Here is a 24,664-nt window from a genome sequence, read left to right as displayed (position 1 = left end):
CTAAAAACCATTTTTTAATAAAAATTCTCTTGTTATTTCGTGTTTATTTTCTTGCTTGCTATCTAAATTTCCAAAATTCATCAACTTTTCTACATACTTGGCTATGCAGTCATTTTCCAGGTTTACTATATGACCCTCACTCTTGTAGGCCAATATAGTATTCTCTAAGGTGTGGGGTATTATTGATAATGAAAAATCCCGGTCAGTCACCCTGGCAACTGTCAGGCTTATCCCATCTACGGTAATAGACCCCTTTTCTATAATGTACTTTAATATCTTTTTATCTGCACTTATCTGGTACCAAATGGCATTGTCATCTTTCTTTACTGATAGAATCTTACCGGTACCGTCAATGTGGCCAGATACTATATGACCACCAAAACGACCATTGGCCATCATGGCTCTTTCTAAGTTTACCTTTGAGCCTGCCTTTAGGCTAGACAGGGACGACCTGTCCATCGTTTCATGCATGACATCCACTGTAAACTCATCCTGCCTATAAGATGTGACCGTCAGGCAAACCCCATTAACTGCTATACTATCACCAAGGTTTACGTCTTCTAGTACCTTACTAGCGGATAGGGTTAAGACTGCCGAATTAGCCCCCTTTGAAATCCCCTTGATGCTACCTATTTCTTCTACTATTCCTGTGAACACTCAACCACCTCATTTTCAACCCTATACTCTATCAAGAGATCTGGACCAAATTTTTCTAGCCCAGTCAATTTCAATCTCTTAGCCTGGTCTGGCAGGTCAACACCATATCCTCCTACTGGTGACTTGGCATCATTACCACCAAAAATCTTATTTCCTATATAGACCTGGACCTTATTTACTATTCCAGCTTCAAGGGCCGACCAGTTTAACTGGCCTCCACCCTCTAGTAGGACTGAATCAAGTCCCATACTTCCTACTTTATCCATCAAGTCTACTAGGTCTATCCTATCAGCTTGTCCATCCTGGACCAGTATCTGGCAACTTGCCTCTTTCAATTTACGTATTTTTTCATTATCCTTGGACCTAGTTGCTATTATAGTATCGTATGTCTTAGCTGTCCTCACTATATTGGAATCCATAGGAATCCTCAGGCTTGTATCACATATTATCCTGGTTGGACTAAGGCCATCCTCCAACCTACAATTCAAGGTTGGATCATCCGCCAGAACGGTTCCTATACCTACCATAATACCTGCATACCTGTGTCGGTCCTTATGGACCTGACCCCTAGCCTCTGGACCTGTTATCCACTGAGACTTACCTGTCCTTGTCGCTATCTTACCATCAGCAGTCATAGCATATTTCATGACCACAAAGGGTTTCTTATTTTTAATATAGTGCATAAAGACCTCGTTTAGGTCATCACATTCCTTCTCCATGACACCTGTGACTACATTAATGCCATGGTCTTTAAGGATTTGAATTCCCTTACCTGCAACTTTTGGATTGGGATCAAGTGACCCTACTACCACCTTTGCTATACCATTTTCTATTATGGCCTCCGTGCATGGAGGTGTTTTCCCATAGTGACAACATGGCTCCAGGGTAACATACATAGTTGCTCCTGTAACTGTCACTCCCCTGGATTGACAATCCTTTAAGGCTTCCCTCTCTGCATGGAGGCAACCGCACCATGTATGGTAACCCTTACCCAAAACCTGACCATCTTTTACTATCACAGCCCCAACCATGGGATTGGGATTTGTATAACCACAAGCTTTTTTTGCTAGTTCAATAGCCATACTCATATATTTTTCTTCCATATGAATACCCCCACAAAAAAGCCCTGAACTTATAGTCCAGGGCATATTATCTATCCTAATATATATAGATGTGTCACTCCGCCAATTTTCTAAAAGAAAGCTCTTTCTTGTAAAAAAAATCTGAAATGTCAAAAAAAAACATTTCAGAGCAATTTCCTGTACCACAAAATATATACCACATCTTCTTTCATCCAGACTTTAACTGTCGGCTTTGGAATTACACCAAATCTGCTTGCGCTCGCGGGCTTTACCGCCGGTAGGGACTTGCACCCTGCCCTGAAGATTTTATTTAATTTATCTTACACACTTAATTTATCATATTATGAAAACCTTGTCAATGATTTTCAACCTTTTTTAAGAGATAAAAAGCTTGTTTATTCATAAATTTACATATTAAATTCACAAATATTTCATTATGATTTTAATATAATAGTCATTTTTCTTAAAATAGAGATAATAATCACAATCCCTAGAAAACTTACTACATAAGGAAACATCTTCCTAATCTTGATACCCGATGAGATATCTTTATTCAATAAATATTCTTGAATATTAGTATTTTTAATTGTTTCTTTATTATTGCTATTTTTATCATCTAGCACTTTATTTCTTCTAGCATTCACTAATAATCTCATATTATATCTTGGTGCCTGTGTGCAAGTCAAAAGAGTCAACATATCTTCTGACTCAATAGGTTCCAATTTATGAACATCTGTAGGCATTATCTTTTCTTTGTTATAAACCTTATACTCTAATATCTTCCCCAAAAAATTCACAATTATCTTGTCTCCATTTTCTAGCTTATGTATATTAAGAAACATAACCTTATTATAATAACCACTATGTCCAGCAATCACACATCTCTTTCCAAGTCCTCCAATGGGCGGGTCACTCCCCTTTAATACAGCTACTCCTTTCGCTATTTTATAGTAGTCAGCATCCAAATATAAATCAAAGGATTGTCCCAATTTAGGTATAGAAAGATATCCTTGCTTTTTAGATAAGTCCAAGAAACTACTATTTACTGTATCAACATTTCTATCAGAAAAAACATCTCCAATTACATCATTTTCCTTTTTTTGCTTATTAGCATTTTCTTTTGCTTTGTTTATTTTTTTTTCTATTAAAGCATCTTTTTTTATAGAATTATCAAATTCAGCATTTCTAGAATACTGTGTATAATCATCCATAGCCATATTTAAGAATGGATATGTAGATAGACATATTCCAATTAGAAATATAAATAGTCCAATAATTTTCAATTTCTTCAAATTACACACCTCAAACCACCTGCACAGATTAAAGTAATTTTTAATTGATTAAACTATGCAATTCTATTTTACTTATTTCATATACAATTTGTTTCTAATCTAACCTCTACTTATTTTTACTTTTTTCTTTCTATTGTAGAATTTAATGATTACAAGCAACACTAAAATCAAGAACAAAATAGCTATTATAGTAAATACAATATTTCTAAAATAGTTATCTTTAAGTGTTTCTTCCTCTATCTTTTTACTCTCATTTAATGGTATTCTGTGTCCTCTTACTATTAGCCTGTGTGAATTTATCATATAAGGTGTACATGTAAGTAAACTTATATATTCGTTTTTCAAATTTATCTTTATCGGTTCAAAATCATTTGGTTCTACAGTTTGAATCTTGTCAACCTTATATGCAAGTTTTTCCTTTATATTAGTAATAAAAAACACATCTCCGACCCTAACCCTGTTTAGGTCGGTAAATAACTTCGCAGATGGTAGCCCCCTATGAGCTGTAATCACTGCATGAGTACCCTTTCCACCAACTGGCAGACTTGTCCCTTCCATGTGACCAGCACATTCTTGTAATACTGATGGTGATGTTCCAGCCTTTATTACTAATTTTTGTCCAATTCTAGGAATTTCAATATGACCTATCATTTCACGAACTTCAAGCATTCTCGCATACTCAAGTCTTCCCTCTTTTAGTTTTTTATCATTAAAAGGGTCAACTATTTTATCAAGCCTTAAACTTTGATTATAGGCCTCAGCTAGAGCAATTTTTCTATTTATTTCTTCTGGTACAAATTTACTTTTATCAGAATCAAACTTTTCTACCTCTTGTTTGGATATATATTTATAGTACTGTTGACTCACAAAAGGATATAAGACTACAAGTATTCCTAACCCGATAATAATCATCCATAAATAGTTTTTAAAAAAGAAAACTAACCCCTTTTTATCAAAAGTGAATTTATTTTTTCTTTTCTTCATAATTTTTTTTCTTGAGCTTCTTGTGCGCATATTTTTATCTGTTCTACTCACACTTAACCTCCTTTTTCTTCCTCTTTTTTCTAGAGTTTCTAACAAGTAATATAATTATTAATAATAAAATTGCTAATATTATTATTGCATATACAAATAAGGTATTCGACATGATATTCTTCTCTTTTTCCTCCATTTTAGGAGAATATGGTATCCTATGACCTCTAATCAGCAACCTATGAGAATTTACCATATATGGCGTACATGTCAAAAGTGTTACATAATCACGCCCTATAGAAATTTGCATATCTTCAAAATGAGTCGGCTCCACAACCTTAATCTGATCTACTTTATATGCTATGCATTTTTGAATATTTGTAATATAAAAGTTATCTCCTATTTTTAATTTTTTTAAATCAGTAAACAATCTATTTTTTGGCAAGCCAGAATGAGCTGTCAATACTGAATGTGTAGATGAACCACCTATTGGTAAAGATGAACCTTCTAAATGACCAACACCTTTTTGTAAAACAGATTCAGCTGTTCCTGCATATATAGGTAGGTCTTCACCTATCTTAGGTATCAGTACATGACCTATTTTCTCATGAACTTCCAACATTCTAGCATATTCTGTCCTGCCTTCCTCTAACCTCTTTTTTACATAAGGATCTGTTGTTACCCCACCTTTCAAGGAATCGTTATAAGCTGTAGCTAATCTTATTCTTTCTTTAATTTCGTATGGTTCAAGAGTACTTGCAATTTTATCAAAATCATCTGTATTCTGCTTGGACAGTTGACTATAGTATAATTGACTTATAAATGGATATAACATTGTCAATACACCTATAATTATCACAGTATTTATAATTCTATTCAGTAATTTACCTTTCTTACGTTTATTTTTTTTCATAATATTTAACCCCTTATAACTTATAAATTAGACCAAAATAGGGCGACTCCATTTCAGTAACTCCAATCTAATAAAAATGAATTCCTGAAAAAAGCCCCCTATAAAATACTCTTACCTATTTATACGCTTTTCTATAAACTCTATAACCCACTGCCATCAGAATCAATCCTAGGCCTACTATAAAATAAATTAACCAATCGCCAGTTTTAATAATACTTCCACCTTTTCTTCCTGTCGAACCATTCTCTCTTGTATTACCTATTATTTTATTATCTTTTTTTGTATTCGTCACTGTATATACACCCTCTTTATCTATCTCAATCTTAGATGTATACCCTTCTGTTAAACCTTCCCCAATCGTATATTTGATTTCCTTACCTTCAGAATTGACTTTATTTAAATTATTGAAAGTGTATTGCCAACTATTACTTTCACTCAACTCAACTTCATTTATTTTCTTTCCATCAGCATATAAGTAAATATCTACCTTGTTAAGCTTACCACCGACCCACTTCTTTTTTACACGTATTTTCTTACCATCATTAGGTTGATTTGATTTTGCATATATCGTAATACTTGAACCCCTAGTCACCCTCATTATAAATGGTGCCACACTAGATGCCTTGACCCACTTTCCATTTTCTTTTCGTATGTCAACTACATAGTATTCACCTAGTTTCATAGACTTAATTTCAGTACGCCCTTGTGAATCACTAGGATCAGCTAGCAACAAATTCCCAAATTTTTCATACTTTTTTTCCAATTGCTCTAAAGATAGATTTGACAAATCCTCTAGTAACTTTGTTTTTTCATTATTATCATCAATCAAGCCTTCTTTTACTCGTATCAAACCATATACAATACCCTTGACAGGCTGAACACTAGAACCACCGTTACCATTATCTATATTCACCAATGTCACTATATTGGCAGAACCCAAGTCCTCAGCCTTACTAGCTCCACCTATGTTAATTAAAAAACACAGTAATAAAGAAAAAGCAAGCACTAGTGACAAACATCTCCTTTTATTCATCAAGAAACCTCCTTCATATATTTTAAACAATTTAATATATATAATTTATTATCTATCTTCAATAAATTGCTGAATTTATTCAGCAATTTATTGAAGGGGCGAAATTCGCCCTCTTCATTATATCAAGATATTAAATAGAAAAAATGTGTAAAAACAATATCATAATCAGTGTACATTTATTATTTTTTAATATTAGAATATATTAGTACACAAAAATATATTTTAAATTTTTAAATTAATTGATTACTGTTGTGAGAATCTTCTCTTCAAGAAGATACCCATACCTACTAGAAGGACACCACCTACTACTACTATTACAGAACCAATACCACCTGTCTGTGGAATTGTAATCTTGTTATTATTTATTACCTTAGGATCCGCAGGAACAAGATTAATCTGAGTAGGATCCTTATAATAAGATGTAGCATTTACTTGGAATTCTGCACTGCCAGGTAGTAAGGCATATCCCGCTGGTGCCTCAATTTCCTTGTAGTAATATGTAGTAGAATCTGCACTAGCAGCTGGCTGATTAACCTTTCCATATGGAAGTCCCACAACTTCAAATTCACCATTGTTATTTGATTCGAATACAGTAGCTAAATTACCGTCAGTAATCTCTTTAGCAGTCTTTCCATCTACAGTAGCCTTGGCTACCCATTCATTTTTTACTACCTTACCACCAGCATTCTTTGTCTGTTTTAACACTTTAGTCTGGTCAGTATTGTAGATAAGGAACTTAGCCTTAGCTAAGGCTGCTCCATTTTCACCTGTCTTTTTAAACCTTTTACCACCTGTATGTATTTCTGGCTTTTCTGGTTTCTTTTCTTTTAGTTCAGATGGATTTGTACCATATGTTAGAGTTACTTCGTTGTCATTTGCTCCACCTAAGATTGCATCTTCATTTATTTTAGCCTTATACTTAATTACTATTTTGTCACCCTTTTTAAGTAGCTTTATACCTTCAGGCTTAAACTTAACATTAATAGTAGCATTTTTTGTACCTTCAGCAGGAATATTTGAATCATATTTACCATTAATAGCCGGTAATTCAGTGCCACCTCTATGAACTTTCAGATTAAAACCACCTGCATACGTCAATCCCTTGCTCAATTTATCCGTAAATTCAAGCCTTTTATAATCTTCAATACCCTCAGGCATTATAGATGTGATTTTATAGTTTTTTTCTTGACCTATAAGTTCTGTGTCCTTCATATCATTTTCATTAACCTTCTTTTCTATTGAAGGTTCATCAATAGTATTCTTAGGATACACATGCAAAGCATTATTACTATCCATAGTAGTGAATGTGCTACCATCTTTCTTATATACTGGTAGCTTTATTTCCATAGGTACTGCTGCCACACCGGCAAGCTGTTTCTTATCGCTATCTTTAAGTTTTGATTTTTCCTTGTTTTCAACTAACCAATATGTGCCCTTTTGAAGCCCTTTAAAAAAGATTTGACCATTGTCATCTGTAAGACCTTCTTTCACTATAGTACCATTTTTGGTATCCTTACGAAGCTCAAAATATACGCCTTTCAGAACCTTATTCTGACCAAAGTACTTGGTCAATTCTTGATCTGTCATCTTACCACCTGTATAGTATGTATTTGAATCTAGACCTCTACGGTATCCTGCATTTTCTCCATCAGTCACTAAAGTTCCGCCTGTAGCCCACTGTGAAATATCCTTCACCAACATTTTTGTAACCACAATGTCATATCCTGGGTCATATACTGCATCGACCCTTTGAAATGGCACAAAAGCCATTACTATCAAGGCAAATGCAATTAAAAAATTAAAAACTTACCTATTTTTTTCATAAAATAACTCCCTTCACTTGTAAATTTTTTTAAAATATATATCATTCAAACTTATAAAATTGTAAATTTGAATTTATACACCTATTATGATTTGAAATATCAACTCTAATATTATAAACAATCCTAGGAAACACACTCCTAGCCACAATTTAATCGCCTTCGCACCAATAATCCTGCTAATATCAATATCAGTCCCATCACTATAACGATAGGCGAACCAATACCACCAGTAGCTGGATATTCAGCTTTTCGATTCTGTATATTTATCATAAATATATTATTCTGACCATTGCCATCATTTTCCAGTTTCACCATATTGTTAGGTTCTCTCAATACCAACTTGCCTGATTTATTTATCTCTAATACTACATCATTGAGCAACTTAGTGTACCCAATAGGTGCCTTTGTCTCAGAAAGAATATATACACCTTTTACCAGATTCTCATAAGATATTCCCTGGGATGTCACTTCCTTTTCATCTTCTATAGGATCACCTTTAGTTATATTTCCATTTTGGTCTATATTGGCCTTATATAACTGAAATTTTGCTCCAGAATCAATATTCCCACCTTCCATATCTTTCTTAAAGATCTTGAAAGTATATTTATTCTGCCTATTCTTTATTTCCAACCTCTGTGTATGATAATTTAACCCTCCAGTTAGTGTTAACTTTTGATTTGACACCTCTATATTTTCATATCCTGGTAGTGGAACTTCCTCTATACGATATGTATAATACTTTTTTTCCCCAGAAGGTAACAACTTATATGCTGGCAAACCTCTATACTTATACATCCATCTATTTAATTCATCTCTCTCTACAGTCACATAATCTTGGCCATTAATCTTAACGACTTCTTCATTTCCACCATTAATCTTTCTGTATAACTTAATTTTAACTTCCTTAGGCAACTTTGCTAATTCCTCATCTGTTGTTATTTCTCTGCCCTCAGAATCGTACCAAAGTTTTGTTATAGGTAGGTCTAATTTATTTTTTTTATTTGTGATTGTAACTATTGTCGCCTGACCATTTTTCACCTCAACTTCATGCACTTTTTTTTCTATGTCATAGTCCTTTGGTGGTTCTAGCTCTATTAACCTATACTTTCCAGCCACTAAAACAGGAGATTCTATCTCACCAAAATCATTAGTAATAAATTCTCCTATAAATTCCTCACCATTATTTTTAAGTTTAATAATCTTAAATTTAGCCCCAGCAAGGGTTATTCTACCATCATCCTTATCAAGTTTTATTATCTTAATCTTATTATTCAATTCTCCTTCTGCTTGACCACCAGATTCTGAAGATTTATATGAGTATGAGACACCTATTTGATCTTCTCCATGAGTCAAGGTAGCCTTATTTGTCAGTGTAGACCCTTCCTTGTATGTAGTAAAGTATGTTAGAACGAACTGCTTACGACCTATATTGCCAAGAGTGAGCTTAAATGAATTTTTATCAGGACTAATTGTCAATTTATATCCATCTTTACCACTTATCAAATCATCAAAATTATATGTCTTATATACTTTAGCTACTTGGTCGCCCGTAGCATTCAACTTTACATATTTTAAAAAAAACGAATACTTATCTCCATATTGTTTTTCTATATATTTCTGTCTTTTGTCATTTAGTTTATCTGTAAATTTAGCATTTTTAAGATTTGACTGTTCATAATTTATTCTAACATTCCATCCTGCAAGAACATTGCTATTTTCCTTAGGAGTATATCCATATTTTTTTAATATATCTAAAGATGGTTTAGGATTTGTTATCATTATATCTGTTTCATATAACTTAGATCCTACAGTGATAGAAAATTTATTTTTTTCATTTATTATCACCTTATGAATTATAAATTCTGCTGCTAAAAACATTGTTCCCTTAATATTATTATTGTTTTCAACAAAATCAGTGAATGTAACCCTAACTTTACCTCCACCCACTTCGGGATCATTTGGTGATACCACAGCATTTGCAACTACCTTACCCTCTTCATTTTTTATTTGGAAATTGCAGGCATTATGATTGGTCGGGAATTTCATCTTGTCTGGTAATTTTATTTCAAAATAATCGCCAGCCTTCAAATTACCGGCCCCATAACTACTTGCATCCCAGCTAATTTTTAATTTGAACTTTTTATACTTCGCCAGTTCGGTCACAGGATTGCCATCCTGATCAGTAATAGAAAAGTGTGTAATCACGGTATTTACCGCATTAAGAGGGGGTCTTCTTTCATCTTTTTTACCCCTCAACTTTTTATTTTTTTCAGGATTTTCTTCACTAGATTCCTCGCCTTCAAATTTGCCATCTTTTTTTTCTGTGCTTTCTTTTTTGTTTTCTTCTCCAACTCTGAATTACTATTACCTATTCCATTTTTATCATCTGATTTATTTTTACTTTCAGTTGACTTATCATTAGTTTTTACGTTTAACAATTCTCTAATATAAATATCTGAATATTTTGTTTCATCACCCAATGTAATCGGTATCGTCTGCTTTGCAGAATGAGGTCTTGTTTTGAAACGTGCCTTCAAATACAACTGTCCTTTTATTTCCGACCTATTTGCTTGCTCAATACTGATACGTATAACCTTCTTACCATTTTCATTGGTAAGTATTTTTGCACTTCCTACACTATGCTTAGTGTCACTTGCTATTATATGGCTAGTTTTTTCCAATTCATAACCATAATCTAGCTTATCAGATAGTATTACATCAAAATGACTATCCTTTTCTATTCCTTGCTCTCTTGATATTGACCAGTTTATATTAATATAAAAATCATCTAAGTATGATATATCCTCTACCAAAGCTTGTTTCCTATCTACAAATTGATAGCTTTCTATATTGACAGTCTTGATTCTTTTATCTTTAGAGTCTTTTTGCAAATCTTTTTGTTCTCCATCACCCACCATATTAACAACATTACTCTGCATTTCATTTACTAATCCATGAAGCACGTCAGCGTATGAATGATTAAGGAAAATACTAATTACCAAAATCATGACAAACAAAAAACTTATTCTCTTCTTGGTCATTGCTTTATCCACCTTCCTGATATAGTCTATATAGTATCTTTCGTAAACTTTAATTTTATCATTGTATAGATTATAGCATTATTAAAAGCCTCTTTAAATGAAAATAATTATATTTTTTAACCCCTTTTTTTAAAAGATATCTTTTTTATCATTTTTTATACACTTTATTTTACTTTTTTTATAAAAAAAGTACCAAATCCTTGTCCACTTTTATAAAAAAAGTACTAAAAGTAGTTATGCATACTATTATATTTTAAAAATCAGGCTATCATACCCAAATATTTTATAAAATTTTATTAATTTCTATATGTGCAATCTCAAATATATCAAGTTCTATACTTTTTTCAAAATCTCCATATATTTGTACTATTTCTACATGCCTCTCAGGTATAGTTTTCATTTGTAGATACTCCTTGTCATCTTTACCTATATGTTCTGGAGCCCCCATCTTCTTCCATTCATATAAAAATGTATTTTCTCTTGAATGCAAAATTTTTGTAACTATTCTATATTTCCCGTTTAAACCTTTTATATTAATTTTATATTTTTTGTTCAAAAAGATTTCTTTTTTGATTTTATCTTTTGCAACTACATAATCTTTACACATCTCCAAATCCTGATATATCAAAAAATTATACTTATTCTCATCTATATATGTGGCAATTAAGCCATCTCCACTATATATACATTTTCTATACATGCTAGACAGTATCTCGCTTAGATAATAAGTAGTATTTTTTGTACCAATCGGATTACTTAAAGATTTTTTTTGAATATATTTATCAAGATTATCATATAAAGTTTTTTTATCTTTATATCTTTCATCATAGTAGTAGATACTAGCTATTAAAATTTGTTCTTTCTGTGCCACCAAAAATCTATTTATCAGATTCAATGCACATATAGATTCCCAGTATATTTTCGGTATAGAATTCCACTCATAATATATCAGCATCCTAGATACATATTTTTCAGACTTAAAGCTATATTTTTTTTCTAATTCTTCAATAAATTCCATGACTTTCTTTATATACTCCAAATTTTTTATTCTTGTATTGGCAGCTGTGATATTTTTATTGAATAATCTTTCATCCAATATATCAAAAGAAAAAAAGTTTGGCTTAAATTCATCAATTATTATATCTTCTATATTACTTAGATAATGTTTCGATTTTACTACATCTATGTCACCTAGATATACTCCTATTTCTGATTCTTGAAAGTTCCGTGCAACCAATTTATATATACATCTATATATAGACTTGTATTTTCTATAATTTTTGTGGTTTCTGGATATCATCCAGACCCAAGGCATATCTAACTCAAATGACCAATTCTTTAAATCAGATGATGGAATCAATAATTTTAAATGTTCAAAAAACTCCTCTAATCTAGAGTATGCATTTTCCACATCCTGATTCTCATATTTATATAAATATATTCCATCTACACACTCTTTAGGTATTTCTATTCCTATCCTACAGTAAATCCCCAAAGACTCAACCCAATGAGTAATACGCTCCCTTCTGTAAGGATCTAAGTGTTCTTTTTTATTAATATCTTTGATTAAATACATACCCGAGTCATCAAAAAACAAATTTATCTTCATATTTTTATACCTTAAATTTGTACTAATTTCAGACATATACTCCATCCAATTATCTTCAAAGATACTAATATCAATTATTTTATCAACTACACTTTCATATATCAGTGGTTCACTATTTACATTCACATCAAAAGTATTTGTATATTCTACATTCACTGGTTTCTTTGAAAATATGTCTGTATTCTCATAATACTTATATATCTCTGAAATGCTTTCTGATTCTAGAATACTAGATATACTGTTATACTTAAAGTTATCATCTAACTCTTGTATCTGTCTTCTATATCTGTTTGGAGGCACTCCTACATACTCTTTAAAATTTTTATTCAGCGACTTTGAATTTAAGAACCCAACTATATTAGCAATTTCCAAAATACTGTACTCTGTAGAATATACAAGTTCTATAGACTTATTTATTCTAGCCATTCTATGGCATTCAGAGAACCCATATCCAAATATGGGTTTAAATAATTTTGATATATTTGATGCTTTCAAATTTAATTCATCAGCAATTTCTCCTAATTTGTAATCAAAATCTCTATTTTGAAATATTTTTTCCATGATTTCTATAAGCTTAGTACTAATTAAATTATTAATTTGATTTTGTTCATTTGATTCCCCTAAAAAATATGCATATAAGATATCTACCATATCTGTAAGTACTAGTATACATTTTTGAGCTGACACTCCTAAATCTGTCGTGTAATAATAAAATAGTTTCTTCACTAAATAAACTATCTTTTCATTTTCTTTCTCATTTTCTGTTCCATCTAAATTCACCAAAAATGATATTGGATTGTAACTACTCTTCAATACGAAATCATAATCTAAATCAATTTCTAAAATCAAATTATTTTGCGTCAGCTTATTTATTCCAAATATTTTATTAGGATTTAAAATTACAAATTGATTCTTAATTAATTTTTTTTCACTAGAATTATATAAAAATTCTATTTCCCCATCTACCACTAATAAAAGCTTATAGTTTTTACCATTTATTGAATAATTGTTAGCTTTATAACTCGTAAGAGTCATAGAAAATGGTATGTCATCTGTATTAATAAGCCTTGATACTATTTTCTCCCTAAATCCTATCATCCTCATCCTCATCCTCTTCCACTTTAACCTTAATATTTTTTACACCAAAAATTTCCTCACATAATCTTTGTACCCTTAAACATAATGACCAAAGATGTTTTTATGAACCCATTCCCACTTTAATACAGAGTATAACATGAATTGAATATAATTTCCATTAACTAAATCCTACATATCAGTATGAAACTCATTATATACTGATATGTAACTATGTATTTTACATGTTAAAACCGTTGAAATATCAACATTCTAAATCGCATATAAAATATTTAGTTTTTTAAAAAATATATAGTAAATTCTTTGAAATATAACTATATGAATGCAATGGAAGAATATAAAAACACTAAAACAAAAGTTGTTAATAGAATATTTTATATATAGAGAAGTTTTAAGAATTTTAAGTCAAAGATAATGCTTATGGAAAGGTATAAGATACAAAAGGGCAACATCCATAGCTATAAGTTTGCTATGGATGTTGCCCTATAATTATATAATATATTAAGTTGAATTTTTACTTGTCTTCAGTTGAAACTATTGTAACACCTGATAGGTCCTTTTCAGCTATAATATCTTCTATAGTTTCCTTAGTTTCCATCAACTTTTCTAGTGACATTGAATAGTAGTCTGAACCTGTATTACCTTCAATATTGAAACCATGGTCATTTAAGAAAGCATTAACTGCTTCTTCATTCTTCTTATATGCCACATAACCTATAGCACATACACCTACGCCGATTGCAACACCCTTCAAAACATCCCCTCTATTACGGAATCTAAACATCATATCAAAATCCTCCTTTAATGTTAAAAATATATAATGTATTAATTTAGGATTAATACTAAACCTATCTCATAAAACCTCTTCTAAAGTTCACATTTTGATATACGTCAAAGCATGAACTGATAAACTTGTTAAAGAAAAATGACTTACTTTCTTCCTCTACTACCTTTATTTCACCATTTTCATCTTCAAATATATCAATTATTATAGACCTCTCCTGCCTTGTCAATATATGACGGCCAAATGTCAGTAACCAGGCAATAGCTGGTGAATACAAGCCTACATTAGTTTCATCATTCACAACTGTTCCCCTGTTCATTGACCTAATCAAGTACATAATTGACATAACTTCTGGGTCAAAGGCTCCCTTTTCATTTAACTCCTTATAACCGTGCTCAAATATAGCTCCAGTAGTAGTCACAAGGGCTCCCCATCTTACGAAATTCCTATAGGTATTCATATTACCAAACATACGACCACCAATACCTTGTCCCTGGCCTGATCTCATACCAAAACCTGGGGCATCATCACTAGCATTTGGTCCTCCTCCTAGTCCCATAAAGTTCATACCTAAGTCTATTATTATAAAGGCTAGGGATACAAGGGAACTATATCCCATGGCATGCTTGTTGGATAACTTGTAGTTTAATTTTATCTGGTTCTCCTTTATGTCCCTGGAGTATAGGCCACAAAATGTAAGTATTAACTCGTTTAAGTCTGTAAGATCCTTGTCATACTCCAGAACAAAAGTCTTTGTAGGTCCAGTATACCTGCCTACATTTATCTTAGTTTTTTCTTTTAACTTACTTAGTATTTCTAGTGGATTATTAGGTTCTTTTACAACCCTCATTCTCAGTCTACCTGATACAGAGAAAACCACATCAACTTCTATATTCTTCTCAGGACAATACTTGGCCATCTTACATTCCTCCTCTTAAAGACTTGTGGAACAATAATCTACATGAGTTACCAACTACCAAAATTGTACTCATATTGTGCATTACAGCACTCCAGAATACAGATATGTTGCTGGTTGCTCCCAGAACTAGACCCACAGTATTTATACCTGCTACCAGGGCAAAGTTCTGTTTTACTATCTCCATAGTCTTGTGAGATAGGTCAATAACCCTCGGAATCATTATAGGGTCATCTGAATGTATTACCAGGTCAGATGTCTCCATAGCCACATCAGTAGACTTGCTACCTAATGATATACCTACATTGGCATATGATAGGGCCGGAGCGTCATTGATACCATCTCCAACCATTATAACACCTGTACCCTCTGACTTCATTTTTAATATTTCATTGGCCTTGTCTTCTGGTAAAAGCTCTGCCCTAAAGCTATCTGCATTTACCTTGGCTGCTACTTCCTGGGCCTGCTTGCCCATGTCACCAGTCAAGATAACAACTTCATTTATACCATTAGAACGCATCATATTGATAGCTCTCTTTATATTTTTTCTAGGCTTGTCAAATGCTCCTAGAACACCTATAAATTCATCCCCATATGATACAAAGATTGGAGTAGAACCCATAGCAAATTCTATAGCCTGACTAGATGGCTCTATGCCATTCTCTGTCATAAACTTAAGGTTACCCGCACGTACCAGCTTACCATCGACCTCTGTAGATGTACCCCTGGCTACTACGGTCTCTATAGGACCATGCTTAGGAATCTGTACACCCAAAAGCTTACCATATTCTAGTACACAGTATGATAGTGGGTGAGATGAAGTTTCTTCTGCTGCACAGGCATAGCTAACCAGGTCTTTTTCTGTATAGCTACTTCCTTCTTCTATATAAATGTCCCTTATCCTAGGCTTACCTTCTGTAATAGTACCTGTCTTGTCGAATACAACTGTGTCAGTCATACTCAACTGTTCTATAAAGGCACCACCCTTTATCAAGACACCATTCTTAACTGATGTATTGATAGATGCTGAAAAGGCTGTTGCTGTCGAAAGCTTGATACCACATGAGTAGTCTATAACCAACATATTCAAGGCCTTAGTTGTCGACCTAGTTGCAGCATAAACCACACCACAAAGTAATAGGTTCAATGGTACCAGGTAATTAGAGAACTTGTCAGCATACTTCTGTATTGGAGCCTGCTGGGTTGCACTATTTTCAACCAAGTCTATAATCCTGGAAATTACAGTATCATCCCCTACTTTTTCAGCCTTAACTGTTATAGTACCATTTTTAATCAGACCTCCTGCGAAGACCTTGTCTCCCTTTTTCTTGATAACCGGCATATATTCACCAGATACAGAACTAAGGTCGACTATGGCTTCACCGTCTATTACTTCACCATCGACACAAATCTTTTCACCTGTATGAGTAACTACCAGGTCTTCCTTGACTAGCTTGTCTACACCACACTTCTCTAGGCTTCCATCTTCAAGAACTTTCCAAGTTGTATCCTGTTCAACACTCAAAAGGTTCTTAATGGAGTTTCTAGTACGCTCAACCGTATAGGCTGTCATAAATTCTGCTATATCTGACAAGGCTATGATAGTCAAGGCAGATATGCTGTTACCCAACATTAGACTGGCTACTATTGACATAATTGTCAAGGCATCTGCATTTGGCCTCTTGTCCTCAACCATACCATCCCAGGCAGACCTAAACAATGGAGATGTCAGTGCCAAACTCGTAATAGCTGGCAAGGTAGTAAACTTATCATACCTAGGTTGGTTTATCAGTGGACTATTTGCCCCACCTAAGAACCTAGTAGCCAATATTACGCTACCATTTACCAATAACCTGGCTATCAGCTTCCTTGATGACATTTCTTCCCCATCATACTTATTATTCATTTCATTATTTCTTGCTTCTATATAATTTTTATATATATCCAGGGAGAACTTCTGCATTATATAGTCTACAGTCTCTACAATCTCCCCTGAATCAATCTTTGCATCATTATTATACTTTATTAAGACAGTCTCTGTAACAGAATTCACAGCTACATATTCAACATAGTACAAGGATCCAACCTCATCTATAAGGTCAGAATACAGGTCCTGAATGTACTTCAAACCTGAATACTTAATCCTTATACGTCCTTCTATATTCGAAACAATCTTTCCCTTTAAAGAGAATGTCCTATTACCCATTTGAATCAAATAACCCACTCCTTTCGTTATTTAGATGCATTGGTGTCTAGGATGTTAAATAGTATATCTATAACTTCTTCTTCATCCTTGCCTTCTAAACTGTTTATCAAATTCATATTGTCCAGGGCCAACTTCTTAATCGTATTTAACCAATTAACTACGGTCTTTGAATCAACCTTATCAGTATCATACTCTATCAGAACTGTACCAATAACAAAGTTAAACTTTACTGTTTTAACACCATCAAGCCTCTTCACAGCCTCCATAGCCTGGCTCTGGAAGTTTACGGCATCTTTTGGTATCTTCTTATAGTTGTTTACCTTTATTCTCAATCGTCCTGGAATGTCTGATACAACCTCGAACTTGAAAAGCATACTTAGAATAGATGCTTTAAAATTAAACATTACTACCTCCTATTACTTTTGTAAGAACAGCCTCGTACTCCACCAACATAGTGTAGGGTATCCAGGCATCCTACCTCCACCATAACGTCTACGGTCAAATATAGCTGCCACCAAAAGTGACAAACTCGCCAAAGACTTTACATCTAATAGTCCATTCGTGAAATCATATAAACCATTGTTAACTGCTGCGAATACTTTTTCAGAAAACTTCTTAACTTCAGAAACCCTGCCTTCATCAATTGACCTGTCCACACCAAGAAGTTTGATAACTGCACCCTCTAGTGTCTGTGGGTCTAACTGCTGATGGTCATACTCCATTACTATAGTTCCTGTAAGCGTGTTAACCCTGCAAGACTTGATAACTTCTATCTTGCTTATCTGGTCAACAAAGTGGTTGGCTACTTCAATATTTCCTACCAATACAGGGGCATAAAACCTAACCCTGCCTGGTATAGAACTCTTGACTTCCAGGGCATTTTTGAAAGATGGTAATTTTAGGTTATTTCCATCATTTCCACCAGCCATATCCTTGTCCCTGTTCTTCCTGTTGAACGCATTCATTATTAGTAAAGCACTTACCCATAAAGCACGTCTCCTACCTAGTAACATATGTCTACCTCCATTTTACCTTTATATAAGTCACATAATTCTGCATAACTCTTGATATCTATTTTAACGATGCTATTACTATACCATCTTTAGTTATCAATTGCAAGGGTATTTTTAATTTTTTTATTGATTTTTCAATACTCTTTATTCTCAATTAGTAATTTATATTCTAAGCAGGACCTTGGTTTTATTCAGTCGTCATCACTGAACAATTGATATTGTTTATATATTTCACTTGCCTTAATTATACCACTATTAAGCCTTACTTTCCACATTTTTATTCTTTAGGACTAGGCCTACAAATAGGCAAGCAAGACCTATCAATATTTGTATAAATACATATACCATTATACCCTTACTACTAGAAGATGAATCTAATATGGCTGAATATATTTTGTTATTCCAGTACATAGGCGATACTATGGCCAACATTTCAATATATGAAGGTATATATTTGAGTGGTATAAATATACCTGATACAAACGAAAACAGGAGACCCAGCATATTGGAAAGACCGTTATTTACAGCAGGGCTTTTTGTTACATTGGCAAATAGGAAGGCCATGGCTGATGTTGGCAGCAAGTATAGGATACTAGCAAAAACAAAGTCCCTTCCATAGGATGTGAACATATTTGTCCTAAAGGATGCCAGTGCTGTAACAAAGAATATGGCCCAAACAAGGGCTACAAAGGAAAGTGAGCTATAAAATACATTCAAGCTAATCTTTCTTGGAGAAACCTTCGACACCCTAATCCTGTCACTTATCTTTTTTGAGTTAAAGCTATACTGGCCTGTAAATGCACCTAGCATTAGGATTATAAATACCACGTAGGAGCTGACATTGTAGTAGGCATACATGTTTTGTTTTATATCCCTTTTAGCCCTTGACTGGCCGATATAGCTAACCTCTATCTTTTCTTTAAGTATTTCTTCTGGCTTGGCCATACCCTCAAACCTGTACTTGTCCATAAGGTCGTAGGTCTTTAAATATTCCATAGCCTTTTGGTTGACCATAAAGGACTTACCCTGGTCTTTGCTTACATAGTACTTAAGTTTTCCGTCCTTGCCTATCTTAAGCACATAGTCTACATATGATGACAATAGGTTTTCTCTTATTGACCTATCATCAGACATAATCTTAATTGGCTTAAAATTTGACTCTAGATAGTCCTTTAGGCCTTGACTTCTCTGGTTATCATGATCCATATTTATAACACTGATTCTGATGTTGGAATTTATATCTGTCTTTACATCCTGGTCTCCTGATGCTGCTATCCCTATGGCCATAGCAACAAAAATTGCAATATATATAAACATCATTCTCGCATTTTTTTTCATTATTTTAAAATATGTATTAAATACTGTCATATGAGTTCCTCCTTGCAAATATATAACCTCCAGCAAATAGGGCTATGCTTATAAGTCCTATATTTAAAAGTGAATAGGCGTACACCCTATTATCTGATAGGTATAGGGCTGTAAACATCCTAGTCAAGACAGTCGCTGGGTTTATATAGTTTAATACAGGTATGTTATTGCTTATATAGCCGGCCACACTAGGATTCATCATACCAGCTAAGAATGTAGAAAATACATATATACCTGCACTAAGACCAAACTTTGCATTAGTCCCCATCCTTGTAGATAGGGCTATAAACATACCCATTGCCATGGCCATTACATTACCAATCAATAAGCCAAATATTATCTGGGCCTGGCTACCAGCAAAGTCGGTGTTCATGACATACCTGATATAGATATACAATAGGATAGTATTTAGGCTGGTAATTACAAGGTAGCCTGCAAAATCGGCAATCAGGTGCTTGATCCTTGGTATTGGTGATGCTCCAAGTCTCTTTGAAGTATCCATATCTGAATCTAATCTTAAGCCTTCTACTGTTGCTACACCAAATGTAGATGCCCCCAGGCATATCATAGCTAATAGGGAGTAAATATATATAGTAATACCAGACTTATTTTTAAGATTAAGGTCATTTTCAATTTCGAAATCATTATTTCCCCTTAAGTCTTTTAATATAGCTTCTATCTTTGACCTATTTTCAGGGTTTTTCATAAGTTGACCAACTGATAGACCCATGTGGTTGATTTGTGATACTACACCATGGACAATGGCTGTATTTACAGTATCATTCTTTATAACTAATTGAGGCTTCCTAAGGTCACCATTAATTACTGCCTCTACCTTGCCAGACTCTAGGGCCTGGTCAGGGTTTTTGTAGTCTTTTATGTCAAAAATTTTCTTGTCGTCCAGGTCTATTTGGTTGAGAATTTCCTTATAGGCCCTGTCCTCTACCATGATTGGTATTGGTGAGAGTTCAGTATTATTATCCATTCTAGTAAAAACTATACCGAATATGGTTGATAGGAAAAATGGGAATATCAAGACCCAAAAAAGGGATTCCTTGTTTAAAATTGCACGCTTTATAACATATTTAAATAAAAATCCAAACATATACTTATCCCTCCTTATAGGTCGTCTCTTAACTGCTTGCCAGTTATCTCCAAGAATACATCGTTAAGACTAGGGGAAATTATATCCATACCCTTAAAGAAGATATCATTATTTTCAAGGTAGGCAAAGATATGTGTCATAGCCAGGTTATCTTGGATACCAATGCTTAGATTAGACCCCTCTAGGCTTATCTTTCCTAAGCCCTCAATACTTTCTAACTGACTTAGGTCTAGGTTCTTCATATCTATGTCCTTTAGTATTAGGGTATCTGTTAGACCAACTAGCTTCTTAAGCTCATACTTGTCCCCTGTTGCCAGTAGCTTACCCTTGTCTATTATTGAAATTCTTGTACAAATCTGCTCTACTTCATCCATGTAGTGGGATGTATATATTACTGTCATACCCTTATTGTTAAGGTCCATTATCCCCTCTAGGATCGCATTTCTACTCTGGGGGTCCACTGCAACTGTAGGCTCATCTAGGATTAAAAGCTCAGGTTTGTGGGCCAAACCACAAGCTAAATTTAGTCTCCTCTTTAGTCCTCCACTTAGCTTCTTAGGTACAAATTTCCTAAAGTCATTTAGACCAACAAATTCTATGGCATCCTCTACATACTGCTTCCTAGTAGCCCTGTCCTGGATATAAAGACCACAGAAAAAATCTATATTATCATAGACACTTAATTCATCAAAGACAGCTATTTCCTGAGGAACATAGCCTATTTTAGCCTTTAAACCGTAACGATCCGCAGACATAGGCTGGTCGAATATTTTTATATCACCCTTTTCAAACTTACTCAAAGATAAGATACAATTTATAAGGGTAGTTTTACCTGAACCATTGGGTCCCAATAGACCAAAAACCTCTCCCTTCTTTATATCCAAGCTAAGGTTGTCTAGGGCAACCAAATCATCATATCTTTTTAATACATTCTTAACCTCTAACATAATATTTCCTCCTCTATTTATTTATCTTCATATTGTCATATTCGCTTTTACCATTTTCTTTTAACCTATTCATAAAACTTTTAACTAGTATTGATATACTAACATATCTTTACGTATTTTTTTAGTGCTCACCGTCATAATCCTATATTACATTTGTCATTATCTATACTTTCTCCATTAAAAGCCCCCCTATCATTCTTTTTTTGATATAATTATGTTATGAATATTTGTATGGTATTCTAGTAAATAAGTATATTTAACTGAGGGGGATAGGTATGTATCAAAAATATAGGATAAAGACAAATTTTATAGGCCTGCTTGTGTTTATAAGTTGCCTTTCTATATCTCTTAGGTCGGCAACTGATGTCTATATAATAATTCCTATCTGTGTAGGCTTAATTCTAGCCCTTTCTACTATAATTTTCAAGTATGACCACATGGTTGCCCTTGTAAATATTTGTCTAGTCTTACTTGTAGGTCTAGATGCAGCTAAGATCATCCCATCCTATCTGGACTTAAGGTACAGCCTGGTATACATACCCCTAATCCTATACTTTTCTATAGATAGGCCAAGGATGTCCTTGGAAGAGGTATTACTACTAGTCTCCATACCTATACTTGGCCCATTTGCTTCTCTAGCCCCTACTGATATAGTAATTCTCCTAGGTATCAGCGGACTAGTGTATATCATAGGCAAGTATAGTGTAAATATTTTAGACCTGGAAAATAAGTACTATAGCTACTACCATAGGTCTAAGGGTGAAAGATACAAGTTAGAAAAGCTCTACCAGTCCCTTAGTATTGACCAAAATAACAGGATAGAAAATGCCATCCTGAGTGAAAGAAACAGGATTTCTAGGGATATCCACGATGGCCTGGGCCACTTGACCTCAAGGGCTATCCTACAACTTGGGGCCATGATGGTCGTGGAAAAAGACCCTGTCAAGAAAGATGCCCTTAATGAAATCAAGAACACCCTATCCGAAGGTATGACTGAAGTAAGAAGGAGTCTCCATAACCTCCAAAGCGAATCCATTAATTTGAAAGCTGAAATAGACAAGCTAATAGATGAATTTACCTTCTGTAGGATTAACTTCTCATATGGTCTAACTAGTGACTTTGATATGGCCTTCAAGTACTCCATCTTATATATTATCAAGGAAGCCCTAACAAATGTTAGCAAGCACTCTAATGCTAGCCTTGTAAATATAACCCTGGTAGAAATGAAGACTGCTTGCTATCTAAAGATTAGTGACAACGGTACTAAGCTTCCTAGTAAGGATAGTGGTATGGGAATCTTCTCTATCAGCAAGAGGATAGAAGACCTGGGTGGTAAGGTAGAAATATCTACAGAGGATGGTTTCAGGATATTTGCCACTATAGGTAAGAACATTAGTCAGGATTCACATCTAGATGTATAGGCTGGATTTATAAACATAATTATAGTCTTATTTAATAGGTAATACTTGCAGATTAGATTTATATACTATATTTGAGGATTCGATTTATAGATTATAATAATAGATTTAATTAGGAAATAGAAAGGTGATATGATGAGAATACTAGTAATAGATGATGATAAGATGATATGCTTCGCCCTTAAGACCATCATAGAGTCGGAAAGTGATATGGAAGTGGTTGATATAGGCCATAATTATGATGATGCCATCAATAAGTACAAGGAACACAAGCCCGATATCTGTCTATTTGATATCAGAATAGGTGACAAGACCGGTATCGATGCCCTAAAATACATAAAAATAGACTATCCCCATGCTAAAATAATCTTCCTTACTACCTTCCTGGACCAGGAATATATCAAGGACTCTATAAAATATGGTAGCTCTGGCTACATCCTAAAGGATGACTTTGAAAATATCTGCCCTGCCATCAGGGCTGCCTTTGCAGGACAAAATGTATTTGGAAATAAGGTCTTTGATAGTCTTAGCCTTGCTGCCAAGGAAGTTGATGAGGATACTGAAGGATCATCTATAAAAGGCAAAAAAGAAAACCTAACTAAGGTCCTAAGCGAAAGGGAAATAGATGTCCTGGAACTTATAGCTGATGGTCTCAGCAACAAGGAAATAGCGGGTAAACTCTACCTAAGTGAAGGAACTGTAAGAAACTATATTTCCTCTATCCTGGTAAAACTAGACCTAAGAGACAGGACCCAATTGGCTATCTATTATCTTAAAAGCTAGGTTGAACCCAGTGACTCGTCTATATGGCCAACAAATGGCTAATTTCTCTTTATAAAAATGATTCTATAAAAAATAAGCATGCAATATAAAAGACTCTCCAGGGAAATTCCCCGGAGAGCTTTTTATATTGTCTTTATATCATGTTTTCTATAATATTTATTATTTAATTTTCTACTTACCGACTAAATCTAACATTATACTATTTGGTAGGTACTTTTCTCCACCTATAGCTGTAATGCTAGTCAAGTAAGACTCTTCTATATACTTCTTAACTACAGCATTAGTCTTCTTGTTTCTTGATGCAAGTAATGTTGGCCTATTATACTTACCAGATACTGGTGAGATAACTAGGGCATCTGCGAATTCTTCACCTGATGCTATAAAGGCCTCTCTGCTATCCTTAAACTTAGACTTGGCTATGGCTACTGATGTTTCATACCTGTCCTTACCTGCCATTCTTTCTAAAACGCCTGGAAGCTTGGCCTCTGTAGACTTAGATATTGTGTTAGTTCCACCTGCTATATAAGTCTTCTTGATTTCTAGGTCCTTGATAGCCCTTACAACCTGGTCTGGTACAAGGTTCTTCTTAACTAGTAAGATTGGATAG

General features: G+C 33.8%; 21 protein-coding genes, 1 pseudogene and 1 riboswitch. Of the genes and pseudogenes, 3 read left to right on the top strand and 19 right to left on the bottom strand.

Annotated features, from left to right (window positions below):
- From HMPREF0634_RS08250 to HMPREF0634_RS08205, 10 genes are all read right to left on the bottom strand, one after another.
- Window positions 1-657, bottom strand: coding sequence for a riboflavin synthase (locus HMPREF0634_RS08250; protein ID WP_007790912.1), 657 nt, complete (start codon window positions 655-657; stop codon window positions 1-3).
- Window positions 642-1,760, bottom strand: coding sequence for a bifunctional diaminohydroxyphosphoribosylaminopyrimidine deaminase/5-amino-6-(5-phosphoribosylamino)uracil reductase RibD (gene ribD / locus HMPREF0634_RS08245; RefSeq protein WP_007791129.1), 1,119 nt, complete (start codon window positions 1,758-1,760; stop codon window positions 642-644). The genes HMPREF0634_RS08250 and ribD overlap by 16 nt, the downstream gene beginning before the upstream one ends.
- A gap of 175 nt (window positions 1,761-1,935) precedes the next feature.
- A riboswitch (FMN riboswitch) is annotated at window positions 1,936-2,048 on the bottom strand.
- Window positions 2,049-2,173: 125 nt separating this feature from the next.
- The gene (locus tag HMPREF0634_RS08240) at window positions 2,174-3,031 is read right to left on the bottom strand and encodes a class C sortase (protein ID WP_165480199.1); all 858 of its coding nucleotides are present in this window, start codon (window positions 3,029-3,031) and stop codon (window positions 2,174-2,176) included.
- 99 nt (window positions 3,032-3,130) lie between these two features.
- Window positions 3,131-4,066 (bottom strand): class C sortase, encoded by a 936-nt coding sequence (locus HMPREF0634_RS08235; protein WP_007791088.1) that lies wholly within the window; start codon window positions 4,064-4,066, stop codon window positions 3,131-3,133.
- Window positions 4,059-4,916 (bottom strand): class C sortase, encoded by an 858-nt coding sequence (locus HMPREF0634_RS08230; RefSeq protein WP_007790913.1) that lies wholly within the window; start codon window positions 4,914-4,916, stop codon window positions 4,059-4,061. Before HMPREF0634_RS08230 ends, HMPREF0634_RS08235 begins: the two co-directional genes overlap by 8 nt.
- A gap of 115 nt (window positions 4,917-5,031) precedes the next feature.
- Entirely contained in the window at window positions 5,032-5,949 is a 918-nt protein-coding gene (locus tag HMPREF0634_RS08225; RefSeq protein ID WP_040565933.1) for a Cna B-type domain-containing protein, read from the bottom strand.
- A 243-nt stretch (window positions 5,950-6,192) separates the two neighbouring features.
- Window positions 6,193-7,662: a SpaH/EbpB family LPXTG-anchored major pilin gene (locus HMPREF0634_RS08220; protein ID WP_165480198.1), complete on the bottom strand. Its 1,470-nt coding sequence runs from the start codon at window positions 7,660-7,662 to the stop codon at window positions 6,193-6,195.
- A gap of 248 nt (window positions 7,663-7,910) precedes the next feature.
- A complete protein-coding gene (locus HMPREF0634_RS08215) occupies window positions 7,911-9,935 on the bottom strand; it encodes an Ig-like domain-containing protein (protein WP_123795863.1) in 2,025 nt (674 codons plus the stop codon).
- An 89-nt stretch (window positions 9,936-10,024) separates the two neighbouring features.
- Window positions 10,025-10,813 carry an Ig-like domain-containing protein gene (locus HMPREF0634_RS08210; RefSeq protein ID WP_040565932.1) on the bottom strand — a complete coding sequence of 263 codons (789 nt, stop codon included), beginning with the start codon at window positions 10,811-10,813 and terminating at the stop codon, window positions 10,025-10,027.
- Window positions 10,814-11,096: 283 nt separating this feature from the next.
- Complete coding sequence (locus tag HMPREF0634_RS08205) at window positions 11,097-13,526, bottom strand: helix-turn-helix domain-containing protein (protein ID WP_007791005.1); 2,430 nt, start codon at window positions 13,524-13,526, stop codon at window positions 11,097-11,099.
- Between the two features lie 273 nt (window positions 13,527-13,799).
- On the opposite strand from HMPREF0634_RS08205, the pseudogene HMPREF0634_RS10205 reads away from it, so the two are divergent.
- Window positions 13,800-14,006: pseudogene (locus HMPREF0634_RS10205) on the top strand (ISL3 family transposase); the annotation flags it as partial.
- A gap of 25 nt (window positions 14,007-14,031) precedes the next feature.
- Here HMPREF0634_RS10205 and HMPREF0634_RS08200 read toward each other — a convergent pair.
- From HMPREF0634_RS08200 to HMPREF0634_RS08165, 8 genes are all read right to left on the bottom strand, one after another.
- A complete protein-coding gene (locus tag HMPREF0634_RS08200; protein WP_007791028.1) occupies window positions 14,032-14,304 on the bottom strand; it encodes a hypothetical protein in 273 nt (90 codons plus the stop codon).
- A gap of 61 nt (window positions 14,305-14,365) precedes the next feature.
- Window positions 14,366-15,220, bottom strand: coding sequence for a hypothetical protein (locus HMPREF0634_RS08195; RefSeq protein ID WP_040565931.1), 855 nt, complete (start codon window positions 15,218-15,220; stop codon window positions 14,366-14,368).
- Window position 15,221: 1 nt separating this feature from the next.
- Window positions 15,222-17,423, bottom strand: a complete 2,202-nt coding sequence (locus HMPREF0634_RS08190) for a heavy metal translocating P-type ATPase (protein WP_243440526.1) — start codon at window positions 17,421-17,423, stop codon at window positions 15,222-15,224.
- Window positions 17,424-17,449: 26 nt separating this feature from the next.
- Window positions 17,450-17,827, bottom strand: a complete 378-nt coding sequence (locus tag HMPREF0634_RS08185; protein WP_007790914.1) for an HMA2 domain-containing protein — start codon at window positions 17,825-17,827, stop codon at window positions 17,450-17,452.
- A gap of 12 nt (window positions 17,828-17,839) precedes the next feature.
- Window positions 17,840-18,436, bottom strand: a complete 597-nt coding sequence (locus HMPREF0634_RS08180) for an HMA2 domain-containing protein (RefSeq protein ID WP_007791097.1) — start codon at window positions 18,434-18,436, stop codon at window positions 17,840-17,842.
- A gap of 255 nt (window positions 18,437-18,691) precedes the next feature.
- A complete protein-coding gene (locus HMPREF0634_RS08175; RefSeq protein WP_040565930.1) occupies window positions 18,692-19,804 on the bottom strand; it encodes an ABC transporter permease in 1,113 nt (370 codons plus the stop codon).
- Window positions 19,791-20,909 (bottom strand): ABC transporter permease, encoded by a 1,119-nt coding sequence (locus HMPREF0634_RS08170; protein ID WP_040565929.1) that lies wholly within the window; start codon window positions 20,907-20,909, stop codon window positions 19,791-19,793. Before HMPREF0634_RS08170 ends, HMPREF0634_RS08175 begins: the two co-directional genes overlap by 14 nt.
- 14 nt (window positions 20,910-20,923) lie before the next feature.
- A complete protein-coding gene (locus tag HMPREF0634_RS08165; RefSeq protein WP_007791023.1) occupies window positions 20,924-21,856 on the bottom strand; it encodes an ABC transporter ATP-binding protein in 933 nt (310 codons plus the stop codon).
- A gap of 275 nt (window positions 21,857-22,131) precedes the next feature.
- Between HMPREF0634_RS08165 and HMPREF0634_RS09425 the strand changes: the two genes are divergently transcribed.
- Entirely contained in the window at window positions 22,132-23,277 is a 1,146-nt protein-coding gene (locus tag HMPREF0634_RS09425; RefSeq protein ID WP_007791009.1) for a sensor histidine kinase, read from the top strand.
- 129 nt (window positions 23,278-23,406) lie between these two features.
- Window positions 23,407-24,057 (top strand): response regulator transcription factor, encoded by a 651-nt coding sequence (locus tag HMPREF0634_RS08155; RefSeq protein ID WP_007791051.1) that lies wholly within the window; start codon window positions 23,407-23,409, stop codon window positions 24,055-24,057.
- Window positions 24,058-24,228: 171 nt separating this feature from the next.
- Here HMPREF0634_RS08155 and HMPREF0634_RS08150 read toward each other — a convergent pair.
- Window positions 24,229-24,664 (bottom strand): cell wall-binding repeat-containing protein (locus HMPREF0634_RS08150; RefSeq protein WP_007791134.1); only part of this gene is annotated, 436 nt, incomplete at its 5' end.

Source organism: Peptostreptococcus stomatis DSM 17678 (genome assembly GCF_000147675.1).
Taxonomy (GTDB): domain Bacteria; phylum Bacillota; class Clostridia; order Peptostreptococcales; family Peptostreptococcaceae; genus Peptostreptococcus; species Peptostreptococcus stomatis.
The sequence above is the reverse complement of the archived record's forward strand: the minus strand, read 5'-3'. Positions and strand labels throughout refer to the sequence as shown.